This window comes from Flavobacterium sp. Sd200 (genome assembly GCF_009826935.1).
GTDB lineage: Bacteria > Bacteroidota > Bacteroidia > Flavobacteriales > Flavobacteriaceae > Flavobacterium.
The window spans coordinates 28,873-48,279 of sequence record NZ_WUMN01000001.1; the positions used below are offsets into that span (position 1 = coordinate 28,873).

Consider the following 19,407-nt stretch of genomic DNA (forward strand, 5'->3'; position numbering starts at 1 on the left):
TCTTAATTTAGGTTATGGTTTTTTAATTTCCAATCCATTAAAAGTGGCAGCTGCACCATCAGTGGCTATAAGTCCCCAGATCTGTTGGTCGCGGCCGTAAATACGGTTACTTAATACCGTTTTTCCGTCTGCATAAACTTCGCAAATACTGCCATCCGCTATAACCGTAAGGTTGTAAGCCGTGCCAGCCTGAATGTTAAAAGGTACGCGTGTAACTTCATCTCCGTTGCTGTTATAAGCTGCTATACGGTTTTGCTGCGGCTCGAATACAATTCTATAATATGCACTGCTGCTCACATTAAAGAAAAAACCTGCCGAACCTGAAGTATTATTCAGGGTAATTTGTGCCGAAGCTTTTATTTTTTTACCTACCGGGGCAAACGTTGCTACGGCGTCATCGCTTGCAGCATTTAAGTTAAATGTATTATTACCCTGTGTTACGTTACCGGATGTGTTTTGTAGGGCAACAGCAGATGATTGCGTAAAGAGCTGGCTTACGGCATCCGGAGCTTTCAGGCCAAGTGTACCGTCAGCATTCTGGATGATTTCATGTACTACAAGGTTGCCTGCCCATTCTTTACCTCCCGTATCATTTTCAGGCGCTTTACGGGCTGTCCATCCAAAAGCATAGCGCTTGTTCCCATCTGAAGCAGTTTTTGCAGCATAAAAATATTCGCCGTCAAGCATATCGTTTGCCGGTTTTATCCAGGGGCCGTTTATAGAAGTAGCCATACGGTAGTGGGTTCCTTTGCTAATGCTCCAGTTTTCGCTGAAAGTCAGGTACCAATAGCTACCCATTTTAAATATGTCGGCACATTCCATCATCAGGTAATTGTCTTCTGGTGCAGTGGTATAGAAAGACCCCGCGGGTGTCCAGTTACCGCTTGCCGGGTTATCCGATGTAAATTTAAGCAGTACAGCCTTCCGTGTCGGATCGGTTTGGGTGCTTACCAGCATCCAGTATTTGCCATCATCAGGGTTCAGGAATACATGGGGGTCACGGAAGTCATAATCATAATAACCTGCCGGAGCCGTTATCTTGAAAGATGTTTGCTTCGTCCAGTGTATCCGATCGGTACTGGTGGCTAACAGCACACTTTCGCGTGGGTTATTGGCACGGAAAGCTGCGATATCATTATGTCCGGTATAGTAAAAATAATACGTGCCACCTACTTTTATAACAGATCCTGTACCCACGCCAAAGTCGGGTTCGTCCTGGCTGCCATAGGGCACCATCTGGCCTTTATAGTCAAAATGCGCCAGGTCTGTAGTAGAATATTCGTGTATATCGTGAAAGCCCTTACCCGCCGGTTTGTTTATAGCATCATGCAGAAAATACACATGGAACGTACCATCTTCATAAAACGGCATTGGGTCTCCGGTGTAGCCTGCGCTAAAGTAAGGATCACCACTCCCCATCCATTGTGAGGGTGGTGTGGGGTATATGCTGCTGATGGCTGTTTCCCCGCCCATTACAGACCCCCCGATGTAGGTATCGTCATCATTGCACGAGGTTAGCGCCATAACAAATGCAGGCAAGAAGTATATATATTTAAATTTCATAGCCGTGTTAATTATTAATGAGGTAATTAATGCTGTTAAGTGTAAGGGTTTGGATATTATTTATATAACCATTCGCCTGGCTTGGATTACCATTAGCATCAGGTTCGTTATACCAGTCATAGGCACCCAATGAGATTACTACTACATTTTTGTCGGTGTCGCCCCATTCAGCAATGACCACACGCCCGTTAAGGCCGGTATCCCAAGGCTCGCTGGCGAGGTTTATACCGCCCGTTTGGTTCCTCCAGCCGGCACCATCGCCATAACCTCCCCATTCTGGTAAAAACCACCAGGCGGTATGGTTAAGCCTGAAAGTGCCATTTTGTAACAAATTTGCCTTATTCCCTTCAAAGGTTTCCAGGTTCTGGAAGATAGGGTGGCCTTCGTGTCCCGCAAAGGTGATACCCCAAGAGTTGGTATCTACGCCTCCATTCGGAGGGAAGTCACCAAACACATTGTTTGGCCCTTTACCCGGTGGTACGATACCCAGGGCATCTACATATTGGCTGGCAAAAGTGGTAAGCAGCAGGTTGCCTCCATTAGCCTTGTACGTTTGCAGGGCTGTGGTTACAGCAGGGTTTAAAGCAATAGAAGGCAGGTTTTGTGCGCTGTCATAGTGCCACCATATAACATCAATTCCACTGATATCAGCACCTGAGTTAATCTGGGCGAAAGACAGGTACTGTGCACCCTGGTAATTGTCAAAGAGCCAATCACACGCGGTTTTCTCATCCATATTGCTTATCTCTTCGCGCGTTGCTGCAGTCCCCAGGAATGCAACGGTAAGGCCTTCCACAGGTACGCTTACCGTAGCAGTATAGTCTACAGAGCTTGTGGCCGTATTTACTGTAAATATTACAGGGTTTGTAAAATCGATTGTGCTGCCTGAAGCTGGCGATATGCTTACACCTTCACTCAGTTCTATTAGGGGTTGTAGTGCCGTGAGGTCTGTACCGGAAGGCAGGGTAAGCAATATGGTATGGGAGGTATTGTTTATGCTTGCCGCAATATCGTTAATCTTAAAGCTGATAATAGGCGAAGCAACTGATACGTTTACAGTATAATCTTTGTAGAGATTCCCGTTTACCACCCTAAAGCTTATGGGCTGTGTAAAATTCATGGCCTGGCTGAAATCTACATTGATATCGGCTCCGTCAGGCAGGCCTATAGTAGCTACCTGGCTTGTAATATCAGTACCATAAGGTACTATCACATTTACAACTCCTGTACCATGGTTAATGTCACCTTCAGTTCCTGCAATGCTAAATGATGTAATGCTCACGGCTGCGTTGGTATTAAACCCTGTATTATCAAAACTGTCTTCGCAGGAAAACAGTGTTACAAAAAGCAGCAGGATTCCTGCTACCAAACTGGTTTTATATATTGTTTTCATAATATTAACAGTTAAGAATTAATAACCCGGGTTTTGGTGGTACACACCCTGGCTAAAGTTAATCTGTGCCAAAGGTATGGGGCAATACTCTTCCCTATTACGGTCAAAGAATGCATCGTTGTAATAAGCGCGTTTGGTCTTTTCTTCAGCATAATAAGCATTCATTACTTCGTCTGCCACGCCCCAGCGCACCAGGTCAAAGAAGCGGCTGCCTTCCATGGCAAACTCCAGGCGGCGTTCCCAGCGTAAAGCCTTGCGGGCAAAGTCCTGTGTCCAAGTACAGTTCTGGCCGTTAATGTAAGGGCTTATATTGGTATTTGTGGCATATCCAGATATTAGCCCCGTACTGTTTGCCGCGCGGTTGCGCACCTCATTTATAAGCCCCAACGCTTCATCCTGCTGGCCGGTTTCAATAAGTGCTTCTGCCCTCATAAGCAGCACATCGGCATAACGGATTTGTATCCTGTTCTTGGCATTGCCATAAAAAGGGTCTATGTTTACCGTACAACCACAACCAACAGGGACGTTTTCTTTTAATGAAGCAGTGTAGCCATAGGTACTCGGGCTGCGTACCCACGCCTCCACATACGTAGTTTCAGGGTCATACTTCCACGGCAATCCCGGCAGGGCAACAGTGTGGTACAGGCGTGGATCTACCGTATAATCGTTCAGGGCATGGTAGTCAAGGTCAGCATCATTATAGGTATCAAACATAGGGATACCATTGGCTGCCGTTTTATAGGCATTTACAAGGTTTTGGCTGGGCTTATGGAAGTCACAGCAGCCCAATCCCTGAGGCAGGCTCAATACATCGCCATAGTTCAGCCTGCCATATAACGTACCGTCGTCTTCGCTAAACTGTATGGAAAAAACACTTTCCGGGCCGTTTTCATATTGGCCTGGCAGGAAGTTGTTGGCAAAATCAGGCTCCAGGCTTGCCGTACCTATTACATGGCTTGTAGCTTCCAGTACCTGCTGCATGTGTTCTTGGTTAACGCCGGTTACGTTATAGTTGTCGTCCTGTGTATAGGCCTGGTACAGGCGTACCTTGGCAAGGTAGGCATATGCGGCAGCTTTATCGGCCCTGCCCACCTGGGTCTGGCTATCGGGCAGCAAATCCGCAGCGTCTTCAAAGTTTTGCGCTATGGCTTCCCAGAGTTCCTCATTGTTCAATGCTGTATTACTGATCTGCCCATAGTTTTCTACCGGAATACCTTCTGTGATATAAGGCACATTGCGGTAGAGTATCTTCAGCATGAAATAGAAATGCCCACGGATAAATTTCATTTCACCAATGCGTTGCTGTTTTAATGGATATTCAGCTTCGTTAAGTTGTTCCAAAGCCCTAAGTGCCTTATTACACCTTGAAACCCCAACATAGTGCTGGTACCAAAGCGCATCCAGTTCGCCAAAATCAGGGCGGATGTTATTTGATATTTCAAAAAAGTGGAAATCCTGTATGTCGTTTGTACCGCTGCCACCTTTATAAGCATCGTCACTGCGCACATTGCCGTAAGGCCAAAGGCTGAAGGGGGTATCGTAGTGGTCGTTACCCAGTGCCGAATAGGCCGCTGTAATAAAGCCGTCTACATTTTCAGGGGTTACAAGTTGCTCTTCGTCCAATACCCCACGCGGGTCATTGTCGAGAAAATCACTACACGAAGCAGTAAGCATCAGGCCGAGCAGGCCTGCAATATATATGGTCTTTTTCATGGTCTTTTTTTTAAAGTGAAACGTTAAGCCCTACAGTAAAAGTCATAGGTAGCGGATAGCCGAAAGCCGGGCTTTCGGGGTCTACACCGGTAAACTTTTTGCTGTCAATAATCAGTAAGTTTTGGCCGCTTATATAGATCCTGAAATTCTCGAGGCTGTATTTTTCCGAGAGTGATTTCGGCAAGGTATATCCCAGTTGCAGTACGCGCAGTTTCAGGTAGCTGCCATTTTCCACATAATACGTGCTGAAGCGGCTTTCTGCATTGCGGTCAACGGTAGTAAGCGCCGGTATAGAGGAGTTCGGGTTGTCTACGCTCCAGGCGTTGAGCAGGCGTGTACCTTTGTTAGAGCCCACATCGTCTACACTCCAGAAATCCGTTTGGTATTTTTTGCTGTTGATTACATCTACATTGCCTATACCATCCCAAAAGGTAGTAAAGTCAAAGTTCTTGTAGCTTAGTGCGACATTTATACCGTACTGGAATCCGGGGTTCGGGTTTCCTATCCAGGTGCGGTCATTAGTATCTACTACGCCATCACCGTTCAGGTCTTTATAACGGATGCGTCCCAATCCTTTACCAGGCTGGTCGGCATGTACGTCCACTTCATCCTGTGTGCGGAACAGGCCGTCTGCCACGTAACCATACATCGAATTTATTGGCCTGCCCAATATGTTGTCATCTAAACCATCACCACCGTAGCTGTTGCGTACTTCGGCAGGCAACTTTGTAATTTTGTTTTTGTTGGCAGAAAAGTTACCGGTAATTTCATACTTAAACCCTCCGGAAGTCTCGTTGCGGTAGGTAAGTATTGCCTCCCAGCCCCGGTTTTCCATACTGGCCCCGTTTACCCAACGGTTTCCGCCTTCGCCAATTGCACCGAGATAAGGAGGCAGTACAAGGATGTCCTCGGTTTTCTTAACGTAATAATCTACCGAACCGCTTAATTTTTGTTCGAAAAAGCCAAAGTCAAGGCCTATGTCGGTTTGTGTCGTCGTTTCCCATTTCAGGTCATCATTGCCAGTCTGTGTGGCAATATAGCCTGACGGCAAAAGACCATTGTTATTCCCGTTAATATCATAGGCTGTACCGTAAGAAGTAGCCCATGTAGGGCTTCCGCCGGCATAGTTGGCAAGGAACAGGGAGTAGACAGCCGTATTGCTTATTTCCTGGTTACCGGTTTGCCCCCAGCTGGCACGCAGTTTCAGGTCGGATACGGGCGTGTTTTCAATATTTTTTAGGAAGCTCTCCTCGCTGATGCGCCATCCGGCAGAAACAGCAGGGAATGTACCGAAACGGTTGTTTTTCCCGAACCTCGATGAACCGTCTCGCCGTACGGTAGCAGAGGCCAGGTAGCGCCCATCGTAATCATAATCTATTTTGCCAAAGTAAGAAAGGAGCTTGTAGCGCGTAGAAGTACCACTTGTAAACGATTCGCCTGTACCGGCATCCGGGTACATATAATCAGGCGTCTCTATTATAAAATCGTTTTTTCTTAAGGTGGTGTTGTCATAGGTGTCGCTATACATTTCGGTACCGGCAAGCAGGTTGATGTGGTTCTTGCCAATTTCAAAATTGTAGGTGGCGGTATTACTCCATGTCCATTTATCGCTTACTGTCTGGTCTATGGTTACCGAGGTCTGGTCGTTTTGCAGGTAACCCGAACGGTAGCTGCGTTGTAGTGTCCGCTTATTATAATAGCCATAATCAATACCAAAACTGGTTTTAACATGCAGGTTTTTAATTACTTCAAGGTCGGCATACGCGTTACCAAACAGGCGCAGGTATTTATAAGGGTTGTCTTTGTTGTATTCTAAAAGGCGTACCGGGTTTTGGCGGTCGTTCATGCCACCTACAGGGCCGCCCCAGCCCTCACCGTCTACAGTATGTACCGGAATAAGTGGTAATGCCCTAAGTGCCGGATCCAGCACACCTGGGTCAGTTACTTCCTTGGTACGGGTCATGTTAAAATTTTCACCAATAGTTAGCCTTCCGTCGAAGTATTTGTACGAGCTATTCATACGGGCTGATATCCTAGTGAACTCCGTAGTCCTTACAATACCCTCATTATTATAATAATCCAGTGAAAAAAGATAGCTTCCTTTATCCGATCCATTGGATACCGAAAGGTCATAGTTTTGCGCAATACCCGTGCGTGAAATGGCATCGTACCAATCAGTGTTTGATGACTTTATGGTCTGCGCGGCATCAAGATATTCCGGTACCAATACATTATTTAATGTAGGGCGTCCATCTACTACGCCCCAATCAAACTGGTAGCTGAGGTTGTTGTTGTTAGAGTCGATACCGTCGTTTACATTAGCCTGCCATAATGCCTGGCCGTATTGCTCAGCATTCAGTACTTTGGTTCTGCGTGCATACGAAGAGAAAGAGGTGTAATGGTCAAAATTGATACGCATACGGCCGTTTTTGCCTTTTTTGGTAGTGATGATGATCACACCGTTACTGGCGCGCGAGCCATATATACTGGCCGAAGCAGCATCTTTCAGTACCTGTATGGTTTCGATGTCGTTAGGGTTTAGTTCATGCATGCCCGATTTTGTGGGTACGCCGTCAATAACTAACAGTGGGGAAGTGTTGTTTAATGTACCCACACCCCGGATAACAATACCGGTATTCCCACCGCTTGGAGAGCCATCAGTACTTACGCGTACACCTGGCACACGGCCCTGTAGCGATTGCACTACGTTGGGTTGTTTTTGCTTAGAGGCTTCTTCCATATCTACAACCGCCACAGCCCCGGTAATGTCAGCTTTTTTCTGGCTGGAGTAGCCAGTAACCACTACAGTTTCCAGTTCCGTTTGGTCCGGTTTCAGGGTAATGTTGATTTGCGGGGCGGCTGCAATCGTTTGCGATTGAAAGCCCATAAAACTGATAATAAGCTGGCCTGAAGCCGGAACGTTGGTAAGGGTAAAGTTACCGTCGATATCGGTAACTGTTGAAATAGTGGTGCCGGTTATGAGTACCGAGGCACCCGGCAGCGGAAGGTTATCTTCCCCTGAAAGTACCGTTCCTTTTACTTCTATGTCCTGTGCTGAGGCCAGCAAAGGTAAAAGGAGGCACAAAAAAAAGATAATTTTAAATTTCATACTTCAGTTTGGTTATTAAGGTTAGGTATTTAGTTAAAATTAAGCTGGTTGACCGTAAAGTTTTCGACATCAAACTTTTGCCCGCCCTCAATACTAAGGGAGGTAAAAGGGCTTTTGGTATAAAATATTTCGGTAAGGGCAATTTCGCCATCATTGTAGAATAGCTCTATGGACGTTTTATCAAGAAGGAACCTGAGTTTTACCTGCTTTTGCGTACCGGACAATTTCGCTTTCGACACAGCAGCTGTAAACTTGTGGAAACTTGTCGCATTGCTTGATTTGGAACGGTCAATAAAAAGTTCTCCATTAGTATTGTCAAGACCAAAGTGGAGCTCGTCGCCATTGGCATTAGAAAGTACCAATGTGTACGTTTCTTTTTTCAGCCCCTTCAGGCTTAGGCTGATATCAGCTTGTGTAAGGTCGGTTTTACCTTCGTGTACTAATACTGCATTTTGTTTTACCGAAATCTTTTTCTGTATATCGGTTTTGGCAATATAATTCCGGAGGTTCTTTACAGGTACCGTATTCAGCCTGTAGCCATTGGCATCTTTCACTAATTCAAGTTGCCTTACTACGGTGTTTGCACCACGCCAGGTTTGAGTGGGTACTAGATTGGCATAATCCCAGTTTGTCATCCATCCTATAAGGTAGCGTTTGTATTGCTCACCCGGAGTGCCAGCCCAGGTTACCCCGGCATAGTTGTCGCGCCCAAAGTCCAGCCACACCGCTTTGTCTTTTTCAAGTTTTTGGATGAAAGCTTTATCGAGGGTAAAGTTTATACCGTCAAAATCGCCGATGAAATATTGTGTTCCGCTGCCACCATTGGCACCGCCAGGGTTCAGGCTCTGTACCAATACCCATTTTACTTCTTCGCTGCCTTTTACTTTTAACGGAAAAAAGTCGGGGCATTCCCACACACCGCCATGTGCACCAATACCTACACCGAAATCCGAAAGGTATTTCCAGTCCTTAAGGTTATCAGAGGCATAAAACTGGGCCCTGTCCTGTGCTGCCAGCACCAGTATCCAGCGGTTGTTTATCCAGTCACGGTTTACCTTGGGATCGCGAAAATCACGTATGCCGGGATTTTTGATTACAGGGTTTTCCTGATCGTATTTTATCCAGGTTTGCCCATTATCAAGCGAGTAGGCAAGCCCTTGGGATTCCACATCAATCTGGCCTGCTTTTTCCTTTACCGGGTCGTGGTAGGTGAAAATGGCTATTGCCGGTGCTTTGCCGCCCTCTCCAAACCCGCTGGTATTTTGGGCATCATAAGCGGCACTACCAGAAAAGATGTAACCAAAACGGTCAGGGTAAAGAGCTATGGGCTGCTCTTCCCATTTTACAAGGTCTTTACTGGTAGCATGCCCCCAGTGCATAGGCCCCCAGGTATTGCCATACGGCCAGTACTGAAAATACAGGTGGTAAACGCCATCGGCATAAAAAAGGCCGTTAGGGTCGTTCATCCAGTTGTTCTTTGGCGTAAAATGAAAGTTAGGCCTGTAACTGGTTTCTTCATTATTAGCCTGTTGTGCGGTTATGTTGCCCGTAAGGCACAGGCTAGTCAGCCCGCAGAGCAGAAGTTTTTTCGTATTCATTTTTTTGAATTTGTCGTTTTTTATCATTGGTTAGTTCCCCGCTAAGCTCTTCAAGTGATTTTCCTTTTGTTTCCGGCATAAGGAACATTACAAACAGCAGCTGGAATACCATCATTACAGTAAATATCAGGAATACTATCGCAGGCCCTATAGTCGTAAAAAGTACCGGTACCAAAGAGGGAATTATTGCCGCAAGCACCCAATGCACCGAACTGCCGAATGCCTGCCCGGAGGCGCGTATATGGTTAGGGAAAATTTCAGAAATAAATACCCATATCACGGCACCCTGTCCAATAGCGTGCGCGGCTATAAAGAGGAACAGGAAACCCGGTACCGCCATGCCGCCCCAGCCAAAATAAAAGGCTGCTGCTACTAATCCCAGTGAGATAATATATCCCACTGAGCCGATGTACATAAGCAGCCTGCGTCCAAATTTGTCTATGAGGGCTACACCGATTAAGGTAAACACAAGGTTAATAATACCAATGCCTATGCTGCTTAAAAGCGCGGTGCTGTCGCCCAGGCCGGCTTCTTTAAAAATACGGGGGGCATAGTATAAAAATGCATTGATGCCCGAGAATTGGTTGAAGAATGCGATAAGGAATGCAAGTACTACCGGAAAACGGTATTTTTTAGAAAACAGCGTTTCATTTGCCGCGTCGTTTTCCTGGTTTTGTTCCAGCATCAGGGCTTCTATGTTTGCTTTAGGATCTATTAATACCAATACCTTACGTGCTTCTTCATACCTGAACTTAGAGAGTAACCAACGTGGGCTTTTAGGAACGGTAAGCATGAGCCCTGTATAGATAGCGGCCGGTATCGCCTGTATCCCCAACATCCAGCGCCATGCATTCTCACCGATATCTTTCAGGAAATAATTCGATACAAATGCAATAAGGATACCCAGTACAATGTTAAACTGGTACAAAGCTACAAGGCGGCCCCTTTTTTCTGCCGGGGCAATTTCAGATACATAAGCAGGCGCGGCAATGGTAGAAGCACCTACACCGAGGCCACCAATGAAACGGAATAGTGCAAATACATAAGGGTCGTTTGCCATGGCTGAGCCTATAGCAGATATAAAATATAATACACCAATCCACAGCAGCGTGTTTTTACGCCCGATGGCATTGGTGGGGATGCCACCAAAAATCGCTCCCACTACGGTTCCCCATAAAGCCATGCCCATAACAACAGATCCATGGAAGGCATCAGATGAATGCCATAACTTTTGTAATTGCTGATCGGCGCCGGAGATCACGACTGTATCGAAACCGAAAAGAAAACCTGCCAGAGCAGCAATAACCGACCAGATAATAATTTTGTTCATTGGTTGAAAATTTAATTAATCTGATGGCTAAAGTAGTAGGAAATCCTAATGTGTATTTTTGTTGATGTTACAATGATGTAACGCTGACTTGAAAATATTTTTAATTCGAGTGTAAAATACTGAAAAATAAGTTTTTAATTTAGCGAAAACCTTTTCTTCTATATCGTTTTAGGTATTAAATTGTTTCATAAAAATCAAAAATGTTACTTGCTTTTTGTTTTATATGGTGTCTGATTATCCTGTTATTTTGAAATCTTTAGGTGTTATGCCGTATTTGTTTTTGAACGCAGTCGAAAAGTAATTAGGTGACGAATATCCCAAGGCATAAGCAACTTCACTCACGTTCATATTCCCGCCTTTTAGCATTTCGGATGCGCGCTCCAATTTGATATTACTTATGTGGTCGCTGATATTAATACCTAAAATTGCTTTTACTTTACGGTACAGTTGTACCCGCGACACCAGCATTTTTTCTGCAAGTTCCTCTACCGAAAATTTCGGGTCTTCCAGGTTTTCAGCGATTATAGTGTTCATCTTCGCTATAAAATCCTGTTCCTGGTTTCCGAACCTGGTCTCCGGGTTTACTTTATAAATATTATTGGTGTAATAATAGCGTAACTTTTCACGATTGAATAAGAGGCTTTCAAGGCTGCGCTGCAATACTGAGAGGCTAAAAGGTTTGGTAAGGTAGGCATCTACACCGGCCTGCAACCCTTTCAGCAGTGATTCTTTATTGCTCAAGGCGGTAAGCATCAACACAGGGATGTGGGAGGTGCGCAGGTCTTTTTTTAACATGCGGCTTATTTCAAATCCATCCGTGCCTTTCAGGTTAATATCGCAGATAATAATATCGGGGATGTTTTGAAGCGCAGAGGAAACAGCATCGGTGCCATCGCTCGTTGTTACATTGTAATCCGCACCCAGTTTATTTCCGAGAAAATTAACCAGGTCAGGATGGTCTTCAATAATAAGAAGGCTGTATCTTTCGTCATTAGTGCGCTTTTGCATAGACGTGGTTAGTTCCGTTTCAGATATAAGAAAGTCCTGAATTTTAAGGAGTCCGGCTTTTACATCCTCATCCTGCCGGTTAATCTCTTTAGCCAGCAGATGGTTAGTGCCTTTTTGTAATAACAGGATGAACTCTGTACCATGTAGGGATTTTACTTCGAGTTCTCCCTTATGCAGTGTAACAAATTCCCGGGCAATGTTTAGCCCTATCCCGGAACTGTTTTTTGTATTGTTAGAAGCTTTAAAGAATGGGTTAAACACCTGTGGCAATTCCGGTTCGGGTATGCCAATGCCGGAGTCCCGGAACACAATTTTTACATGGGAAGCAGTTTCTTTGATAACAATTTTAATTTTACCGTTGTCAGGGGTGAACTTAAAGGCATTTGAAAGTAAATTAAAGTACACTTTGTCCATCAGGCCACGGTCAATGAAAACATCAGTTCCCCTGTTGTCGCAGGCTACAATAAATTCTATGTTGCGACGTACTGCCTCCGCTTTGAAATTCGCCATAAGCGCTAAAGTGAAATCATAGATATTTGTACGTGATGCGAGCAGGGTAAATTTACGTTCCTCAATTTTCCTGAAGTCAAGCAACTGATTGATAAGCCGCAACAGCCGGTTAGAGTTGGTGTAAATGAGTTTCATTTCTTCCATAAGTTTGGTACCTTTAATCTTTTCATTTTCAATGAGTGATTCAGTATAGCTGATAATAAGCGTTAAAGGTGTTTTAAACTCATGACTTAGCCCGGTAAAAAAGCTGAATTTTGCCTCATTATTCCTACGGGCTTCCTCTGCCATTGTTTCGAGCTCATTTTTCTGCCGCGTTACGGTTTGGTTAAACCCTTCAAGCTGTTGTTTCTTCTTTTTTAGCGAAATAGTACTGTAAACACTATATAAGGCCAACGCCAATATGGTTATCAGGAAAAAAGACAGTAAACGGACCAAGTGTTTCTGGGAGCTGAATTCTTCCTCCTGGACCTTTATTGCATTAAGCTGGCCTTCTATAACTTTTTGCTGTTGGTCTACCTTATCCATTTGGTTTTCGATGATTTCCGCATTGTTGCGGTCTACCACAATCGTATTGAGGATATTATTTTTTGCAAAAGGCTCGCGGTTGTATATGTTAATGGCCAATTTTATGGCTTCGTTACCGCCGTTAGGATATAAGATGGTAGCAGCCAAGGCACCACTTTTTACCAATTCAATGCCGCCGTTTGGCGTATTAAGGGCATCAACCCCAATAATTTTAATCTTTTTTTCCATGCCCATTTCCTTGGCAGCTTCCCAGGCGCCGAGCGCCATACGGTCGTTGTGCGAGAAAATGTAATCAATCTCTTTCTGTTTTTTTAACAGTTGTTTTAGATGGCTTTTTGCAGAGGGCAGCTCCCAATCGCCACTAATCTTTTGGATTATTTTCAGCCTTGGGTTCAGATCTGTCATTTGCGTGAAACCAAGGCTGCGCTCATAAGCGGGTGAAGAAGCATGTGCACCGGTTACCTCTACAATATTTACATTACCGGTAGTATTAGCCAATATGTATTTAGCAGCATTACGCCCCACCTCTATATTATCAGCGCCAATAAAGGCTGTAAAATCCTCATTATCAGTTTTACGGTCTATAGCTATTACAGGTATGCCACTATTAAGCGCCTTTTTTATAACTGCATCCAGTGGTTGTGCTTCAATAGGTGATACAAGTAATATGTCCACTTTGTCGGATATCAGTTTTTCAATATCCGAAATTTGTTGCGCTACACTGTTTTGGGCATCTTTTATCGTCAGTTCGGATTCAGGATGAAGCGAGGCTTCCACAATCATCGACTGGTTCATTTGCCTGCGCCATTCATCTGTGGTCATTGCCTGTGAAAAACCTATCCGTATTTTTTTATCCTCAGCCTTTTTGGTACAGGCGGCAGTAAGCATTAAAAGCCCGGAGAAGAGCACAAGAATTATTGCTTTAAAGCATTGCCGGAATGTCAGATATAAATTGGGCATAAGAAATATAAAATTAGATAAAGGAAAAATAGCTAGTAATACAAAAATACACGTATTTTTTTCTCAAATTCTAAATTTAAAGTTGACTTGTTGTATTTAAATAGATTTTATTTGAATTTATACTATAACGTTTTTCATCGGATGTAACATTCGTATATATTGCTGTTACATAATAGTAACTATTTCGATTTCGAAAATTATATATTATTCATAAATGGCTGATAGTTAGTTTTTTAAAATTAGCCACTGACCTTGGTCTTAAAAACGAAGTTTTTGTAAAAAAAACAAATCATACTACCAGGATTCTCATCCTACATTGCATTTAGTTTTTAACTGGACAAGGAAAACAGCTAATATTCTTTATTATGGCTGTTCATCACTTTTACTTACTGACTAGCCTTGGTGTCGAAGTACGCACCACCAATGTATGATATTGACTTCTTGCTCAATACTCTTTTAACCTAACATCCATTTGGGCATATATATTAATCTTTAAATTCAAATCACTTTAATGATGAAAAAATTACTTTTATTTTTTGCAATAATGTTGGCATCTATTGCCAAGGCACAGTTTCCTTCAGTGGGTATATTGGGTACAGCCACTACATTAGGATGGAGCGGTACGCAGCCCGATATTGCCATGAGCACTACCGATGGGATCCATTATACTTTAGGCAACATGCCTTTGTACACCGGTGGGCTTAAATTCCGCCAGGATAACAGCTGGCCACTAAACTGGGGAAGTACCGACTGGCCCAGTGGGATTGGGGTTCAGGATCAGGGAGGGATGGACATTCCTGTACAGGTAGGGGTTTATGACATCAGTTTTAACCTGGAAACCAAAGCATATGATTTTGTATATAAATTTCCGGTAATCGGCGTGCGTGGCGCTGCAACTTCTGTAGACTGGGGCAGTGTCGATGGCGATATATTATTCGATACCACGGATGGTGTTACCTACTCTTACCATAACCTCTCCCTTACCACAGCAGGACTTAAATTCCGCCAGGATAATGACTGGCCTAATAACTGGGGAGGTGACGGCTGGCCTTCTGGCACTGGTATTTTTAACCAGGATGGGGTAGATATACAGGCAATTGAGGGAAGCTATGATGTAACCTTTAACCGGACTACACTTGAATATGACTTTGTGCAGATTTTTCCTTCGGTAGGTATACTTGGGAATGCCACCACGGCAGGTTGGGATGGACCGGACATCGACATGCAGACTACGGACGGGGTGGTTTATACTTTAGAAAATATAACCCTTACTGACGGGGGATTAAAATTCAGGCTTGATGACCAGTGGCCTGATAACTGGGGCGGTACAGGCTGGCCCTCGGGAACCGGTATCTTTAATCAAAATGGCGTTGACATCCCCTGCCAGGCTGGTGTCTACAACATTACCTTCAACCTAACCACATTGGCCTACAGTTTTGAAGAAGTGGTGGCAGGAACCGAAAACGTTCACGCTTTAGCTATTTCGCTTTATCCCAATCCTGCATCAGATGCTATAAACTTTTCTTTTAACTCAACCAATACATTTTCGGTCGCTTTCTACGACATAGATGGCAGAAATATCTTGAGCTTTGAGGCAGTAAATCCAGATATGGCGATGGATATTTCCGGTTTTGCCCCAGGGGTATACTTTGCAAAGGTAGCCACACCGGCTGCGTTGTATAACCTTCAATTCATCAAAAAGTAATGAAGCCGCTTTTTTGATAGTTTTTTACAGGCCTGTACCATAAAGGGTGCAGGTCTTTTTTGTGCTTATAACCAAACCCTTATTTATATGAAACGTAATTATACACGCTGTAAGGCCTTTATGATAGGCATTACCACATTGTCCATGCTACTTGGCTGTAGCGAAGGAGCTGTTATGGAAGAGGTTATCCCTGTGCCCCGTGCCCTTAAAACCGCTGCGTTGAATTGTACGCCACAGGCAGAACAAACTGACTACAGTATTTACCGGATGGTATCGGACGGTACACGGATTGGTGATGTAATGCCTTACTATAATGCAGCCGACGGCAATTTTTATATTTACTACCTTAAAGACATTTGGAATGATGCTACCCATAAACGGCATCCCTGGTATGGTTTTAAAACAACAGATTTTTATACGTACTCCCAGCTTTCGGCAGGGGAGATTTTGAGCTGTAGTAGCGATGCCTGCAAACAAAATTATGCTTTGGGCACTGGTAACATTATTAAAAATGGAAGTAACTATTATGCTTTCTATACGGGGCATAACCCTAATTATCCATCTGCCTGTGTTACAAAAAAAGAGGGGATCATGCTGTCAACGTCGAGTAGCCCGAATGCTAATTTTACCCCAAATGCTTCATTTGTTACAATATATCCACCTACAGGACAGGGATTTGATGAAAACGATAATTTCCGGGATCCGTATGTTTTTTACGATACTGGTTCTGCTTCTTATATCATGTTGGTATCCGCCCGCAAAAACGTTGGCGGAACCTGGAAAGGCGTAATTGTAAAATATACTTCTTCTAACCTTACTGCCTGGAGCTATTCAGGTGTGCTATATGATGGGGGAAATGACAATTTCTTTATGATGGAAACTCCGGAAATTTTTAAGTTGGGTAGCACATATTACCTGCTTTTTTCCGATATTAACAGTAAGTATGTCTACTACCGTAAAAGCAGCTCTACTAATGGTCCGTGGAGCCTACCGGCCGGCCCGGACCGCTTTGAGGGTAAGGGGCTTTATGCTGCTAAAACTGCATCTGATGGTACTGACCGGTATATTTTTGGATGGACGAATATACTTTCCGGCCACACAGATTCCGGTTCGTGGAGCTGGGGTGGTAACCTGGCTGTGCATAAGATTTATCAAAAGGCGAATGGCGATCTGGCTGTTGCTATACCGCATACCCTGAAGAACAAAATGGACACCAATAGCCATATCCCGATACAAAGTAGCCAGTGGGGCAACGTAACTGCGTTGGGTGGCGGACTCTCATATCAATTGTCGAGCCCGGCAGCACTTGATGTAACAAACATTATTTATGACCCAATTGACCTTGCACGTTACAAAATAAGTGCGACGGTGTCGTACAGCAGTTGTAATAAGGACTTTGGTTTTATGATAGGGGCCTGTGACGGTTATGAAGATTTTTATAGCCTTCGTTTTGTACCTTCACAAAACCGTTTTAGCCTTGATAAAACGAATCGCTCATCGCTGACCGCAACCACAGTTGCGTATAATGATGTTCCCATATCGTTGCAACCCAATACAGCGTATGAGGTGCAGGTTGTTATTGAAAACTCCATGCTGGTTGCCTACATTAACAATGAAGTAGCTTTAAGCAGCAGGCTTTATAAAGCAAGTAATACCAATTGGGGTATCTTTGCAGACAACAGCACAGTGTCCTTTATAAATATTAAAGTAACCAAGCCTTAATATCCGTGGGAACTTTCTTTATTCATAATACGGCGCCTAATTTGCGCTAGGATTAATATTATGATAAAACAACTATGAGTTACAGGCAGTATTAGAAAGACTGCCTGTAACAAAATGAATGATGATTACCAGGTCTAATTGGTACTTGCTATACGCGCAAAATTAATCGGTGTCAAGATTAAGGTTTTTAAATATTTCCCGGGTGATAATTTTGGTGTTGTAAATAATATCCTGAAACGTGCACTCTATCATTTTGAGCGGAAACGGGATACCATCGCTCATTTCAGTAAGATCCATTGTCAAAATGGTTTTATGGGACAGTTCAGAAGAGCCTTTCAACTGGTTAAATATTGTGGCCGCTTGTTTTTTGTCACTGCCAAGGCTATACGTGGCGTAAGAATCGAACCCTGAAAGCGTTTTTATATTGAGTGAGATATAGAAGAAATTATCCATACTTTAATTTTTTAATTAATTGTAAATTTTAATTGATCTTGCTTAGGTCAATCGGTAAATCAATTTTTGTATAATGTTCAGCCATATTGAGGTAAAAAGCATCGTACAGGTAATAACCGACAGCGTAACCTGGTAGGTAGAGTTTCCAACGAGGCCTAATGATGAGGCCATTGTCACGAGTACAAAACTAAACTCGCCAATTTGCGATAATAATGCACCGCCATACAAGCTGTCCCGCCAGCTGTTTCCTGTTGCCCTGAATAATACTGTATTGATCAGGCTATTGATTATAAGCACAGAAATTGTAATAAAAAGAATTGTCGCGGCATTCTCCTTGAAGAACGTAATGTCGAGTTGTAACCCAACCGCTAAGAAGAAGAAAGCCATAAAGAAAACGCGGAATGGTAGTATCGATTTTTCTAGCCACCGAGTAGCCTTATCCTGGCTGATTAGTATACCTGCCGAAAAAGCGCCGAATGCCGGTGAAAGCCCAAACCAGGCACTGAACCAAGCCATCCCGAAACAGATACAAAAACCGACAAATACCTGAAGGTCGTGATCCGATATGATTTCCCTGCCCATAGGAATCTGGAAAAGTTTGTGTTTAATAGCCGCGCTCAAAAAAAGGAAAATTAATGTCCCGCCTATGCACACTTTAATGACCTCAAATACCGAGGCATTGCTTCCTGACATCATATTCAGGGTCAGGATCATCGGTACCACCAAAATATCCTGTATCAGGAGCACTCCGCAGGTGATGACACCCAGTTGACTTTTGATTTCGCCCGTCCTTGAAAGATATTGAAATATGATTGCCGAGCTGCTCAGGCTAATGATGAAAGAAGTGAGGATAATTATCTCGCGAGTCCAGCCAACCTTTATTCCAATAAGATACATAAAGACAAAACTCAATGCGAGTTGCACTATGGCTATCAAAAGTGGTTTGTAAAAGTTTTTACGGAGTGTATGCAGATCGATATCGCTGCCAATGGTAAACATTAGCATGACTATTCCTATTTCACCCAGTTCCGAAATTACCTTTGGTTCATGGATAATGTTAAGGAGCTCGGGCCCAAGGATTAACCCCGATAAAATGTAAGCGATGAAATAAGGCTGCTTTAACTTGCGCAAAAGAAGTATTAGTAATAAAACCAAAAAGGACAGCACTGCCATCCCTGAAAATAATTGTGATGACATAATTGTATTTTTTAAATCGAAAAGCTGCCCATACGGGCAGCTCCTCATTGATGTAAAATAAAACGGATTACGAAATTTTTATCATCCTGAAAGGCTTTTGTTTTGCCTCTTCTTTTTTGGGAACGGTCAGCAACAGCACCCCGTTTTCATATCGGGCAGTGATGTGCTGTTCATCCACTACATTCTTAGGCAATTCAAAGCTTCGTTGAAAAGACTGATAGCTGAATTCCCTGTGGGTGGATGTCTCCTGCTGTGTAGTTTCCTTAAGTTCCCTGGCAGACGAAATTATCAGTAGGTTACCATCTAAAGTAACGTTGAAATCACTTTTTTCCATCCCGGGGGCAGCTACCTCCACTTGGTAGCTTTCTGAAGTTTCCTTGATGTTGACCGATGGCAATGTTGTGCTTGTAGATGAGAAGTTATTGTTTTCCCAATTGAAAAGCTCACGGCCAAAGATGTCATCAAAAAACAAACGTGGAAAGCCCTGTAATTGGCTTCCGTTTCTTTTCAAAAGATTCATAACGGTTAACTTTAAAATTGTTAGACATTAAATTTCCGAACGTCCACCGTTTTGAGGTGGTATCAACGAAAAAACCAAAAGTATGCCACTCAAAGAAAATG

General features: G+C 43.7%; 12 protein-coding genes. 2 read left to right on the forward strand and 10 right to left on the reverse strand.

The window, feature by feature from the left end; all coding sequences use genetic code 11:
• Positions 1–12: 12 nt before the first annotated feature.
• From GR160_RS00160 to GR160_RS00190, 7 genes are all read right to left on the reverse strand, one after another.
• Entirely contained in the window at positions 13–1,563 is a 1,551-nt protein-coding gene (locus GR160_RS00160; RefSeq protein ID WP_160747825.1) for a glycoside hydrolase family 32 protein, read from the reverse strand.
• Positions 1,564–1,570: 7 nt separating this feature from the next.
• On the reverse strand, positions 1,571–2,956 hold the full coding sequence (locus GR160_RS00165) for a DUF4960 domain-containing protein (RefSeq protein WP_160747826.1): 1,386 nt from the start codon (positions 2,954–2,956) through the stop codon (positions 1,571–1,573).
• A gap of 18 nt (positions 2,957–2,974) precedes the next feature.
• Positions 2,975–4,669: a RagB/SusD family nutrient uptake outer membrane protein gene (locus tag GR160_RS00170; RefSeq protein ID WP_160747827.1), complete on the reverse strand. Its 1,695-nt coding sequence runs from the start codon at positions 4,667–4,669 to the stop codon at positions 2,975–2,977.
• Between the two features lie 10 nt (positions 4,670–4,679).
• Entirely contained in the window at positions 4,680–7,778 is a 3,099-nt protein-coding gene (locus GR160_RS00175) for a TonB-dependent receptor (protein WP_160747828.1), read from the reverse strand.
• Between the two features lie 29 nt (positions 7,779–7,807).
• The gene (locus tag GR160_RS00180; protein WP_160747829.1) at positions 7,808–9,376 is read right to left on the reverse strand and encodes a glycoside hydrolase family 32 protein; all 1,569 of its coding nucleotides are present in this window, start codon (positions 9,374–9,376) and stop codon (positions 7,808–7,810) included.
• Complete coding sequence (locus GR160_RS00185) at positions 9,339–10,706, reverse strand: sugar porter family MFS transporter (protein WP_160747830.1); 1,368 nt, start codon at positions 10,704–10,706, stop codon at positions 9,339–9,341. The genes GR160_RS00180 and GR160_RS00185 overlap by 38 nt, the downstream gene beginning before the upstream one ends.
• A 234-nt stretch (positions 10,707–10,940) precedes the next feature.
• Complete coding sequence (locus GR160_RS00190; protein WP_160747831.1) at positions 10,941–13,709, reverse strand: substrate-binding domain-containing protein; 2,769 nt, start codon at positions 13,707–13,709, stop codon at positions 10,941–10,943.
• A 511-nt stretch (positions 13,710–14,220) separates the two neighbouring features.
• Here GR160_RS00190 and GR160_RS00195 point away from each other — a divergent pair.
• A complete protein-coding gene (locus GR160_RS00195) occupies positions 14,221–15,414 on the forward strand; it encodes a T9SS type A sorting domain-containing protein (RefSeq protein ID WP_116787906.1) in 1,194 nt (397 codons plus the stop codon).
• 87 nt (positions 15,415–15,501) lie between these two features.
• Positions 15,502–17,136, forward strand: coding sequence for a glycoside hydrolase family 32 protein (locus tag GR160_RS00200; RefSeq protein ID WP_160747832.1), 1,635 nt, complete (start codon positions 15,502–15,504; stop codon positions 17,134–17,136).
• A gap of 162 nt (positions 17,137–17,298) precedes the next feature.
• Here GR160_RS00200 and GR160_RS00205 read toward each other — a convergent pair whose 3' ends face one another.
• From GR160_RS00205 to GR160_RS00215, 3 genes are all read right to left on the reverse strand, one after another.
• Complete coding sequence (locus tag GR160_RS00205; protein WP_160747833.1) at positions 17,299–17,589, reverse strand: hypothetical protein; 291 nt, start codon at positions 17,587–17,589, stop codon at positions 17,299–17,301.
• Between the two features lie 42 nt (positions 17,590–17,631).
• Entirely contained in the window at positions 17,632–18,786 is a 1,155-nt protein-coding gene (locus tag GR160_RS00210; protein ID WP_116790746.1) for a cation:proton antiporter, read from the reverse strand.
• Positions 18,787–18,853: 67 nt separating this feature from the next.
• Positions 18,854–19,306 (reverse strand): Hsp20/alpha crystallin family protein, encoded by a 453-nt coding sequence (locus GR160_RS00215; protein ID WP_160747834.1) that lies wholly within the window; start codon positions 19,304–19,306, stop codon positions 18,854–18,856.
• Between the last annotated feature and the right edge of the window lie 101 nt (positions 19,307–19,407).

What these genes read in the sequence shown, in the direction of transcription:
- GR160_RS00160 (WP_160747825.1), bottom strand. Translation starts at nt 1,563, where the DNA reads ATGAAATTTAAATATATATACTTCTTGCCTGCATTTGTTATGGCGCTA.
- GR160_RS00165 (WP_160747826.1), bottom strand. Translation starts at nt 2,956, where the DNA reads ATGAAAACAATATATAAAACCAGTTTGGTAGCAGGAATCCTGCTGCTT.
- GR160_RS00170 (WP_160747827.1), bottom strand. Translation starts at nt 4,669, where the DNA reads ATGAAAAAGACCATATATATTGCAGGCCTGCTCGGCCTGATGCTTACT.
- GR160_RS00175 (WP_160747828.1), bottom strand. Translation starts at nt 7,778, where the DNA reads ATGAAATTTAAAATTATCTTTTTTTTGTGCCTCCTTTTACCTTTGCTG.
- GR160_RS00180 (WP_160747829.1), bottom strand. Translation starts at nt 9,376, where the DNA reads ATGAATACGAAAAAACTTCTGCTCTGCGGGCTGACTAGCCTGTGCCTT.
- GR160_RS00185 (WP_160747830.1), bottom strand. Translation starts at nt 10,706, where the DNA reads ATGAACAAAATTATTATCTGGTCGGTTATTGCTGCTCTGGCAGGTTTT.
- GR160_RS00190 (WP_160747831.1), bottom strand. Translation starts at nt 13,709, where the DNA reads ATGCCCAATTTATATCTGACATTCCGGCAATGCTTTAAAGCAATAATT.
- GR160_RS00195 (WP_116787906.1), top strand. Translation starts at nt 14,221, where the DNA reads ATGATGAAAAAATTACTTTTATTTTTTGCAATAATGTTGGCATCTATT.
- GR160_RS00200 (WP_160747832.1), top strand. Translation starts at nt 15,502, where the DNA reads ATGAAACGTAATTATACACGCTGTAAGGCCTTTATGATAGGCATTACC.
- GR160_RS00205 (WP_160747833.1), bottom strand. Translation starts at nt 17,589, where the DNA reads ATGGATAATTTCTTCTATATCTCACTCAATATAAAAACGCTTTCAGGG.
- GR160_RS00210 (WP_116790746.1), bottom strand. Translation starts at nt 18,786, where the DNA reads ATGTCATCACAATTATTTTCAGGGATGGCAGTGCTGTCCTTTTTGGTT.
- GR160_RS00215 (WP_160747834.1), bottom strand. Translation starts at nt 19,306, where the DNA reads ATGAATCTTTTGAAAAGAAACGGAAGCCAATTACAGGGCTTTCCACGT.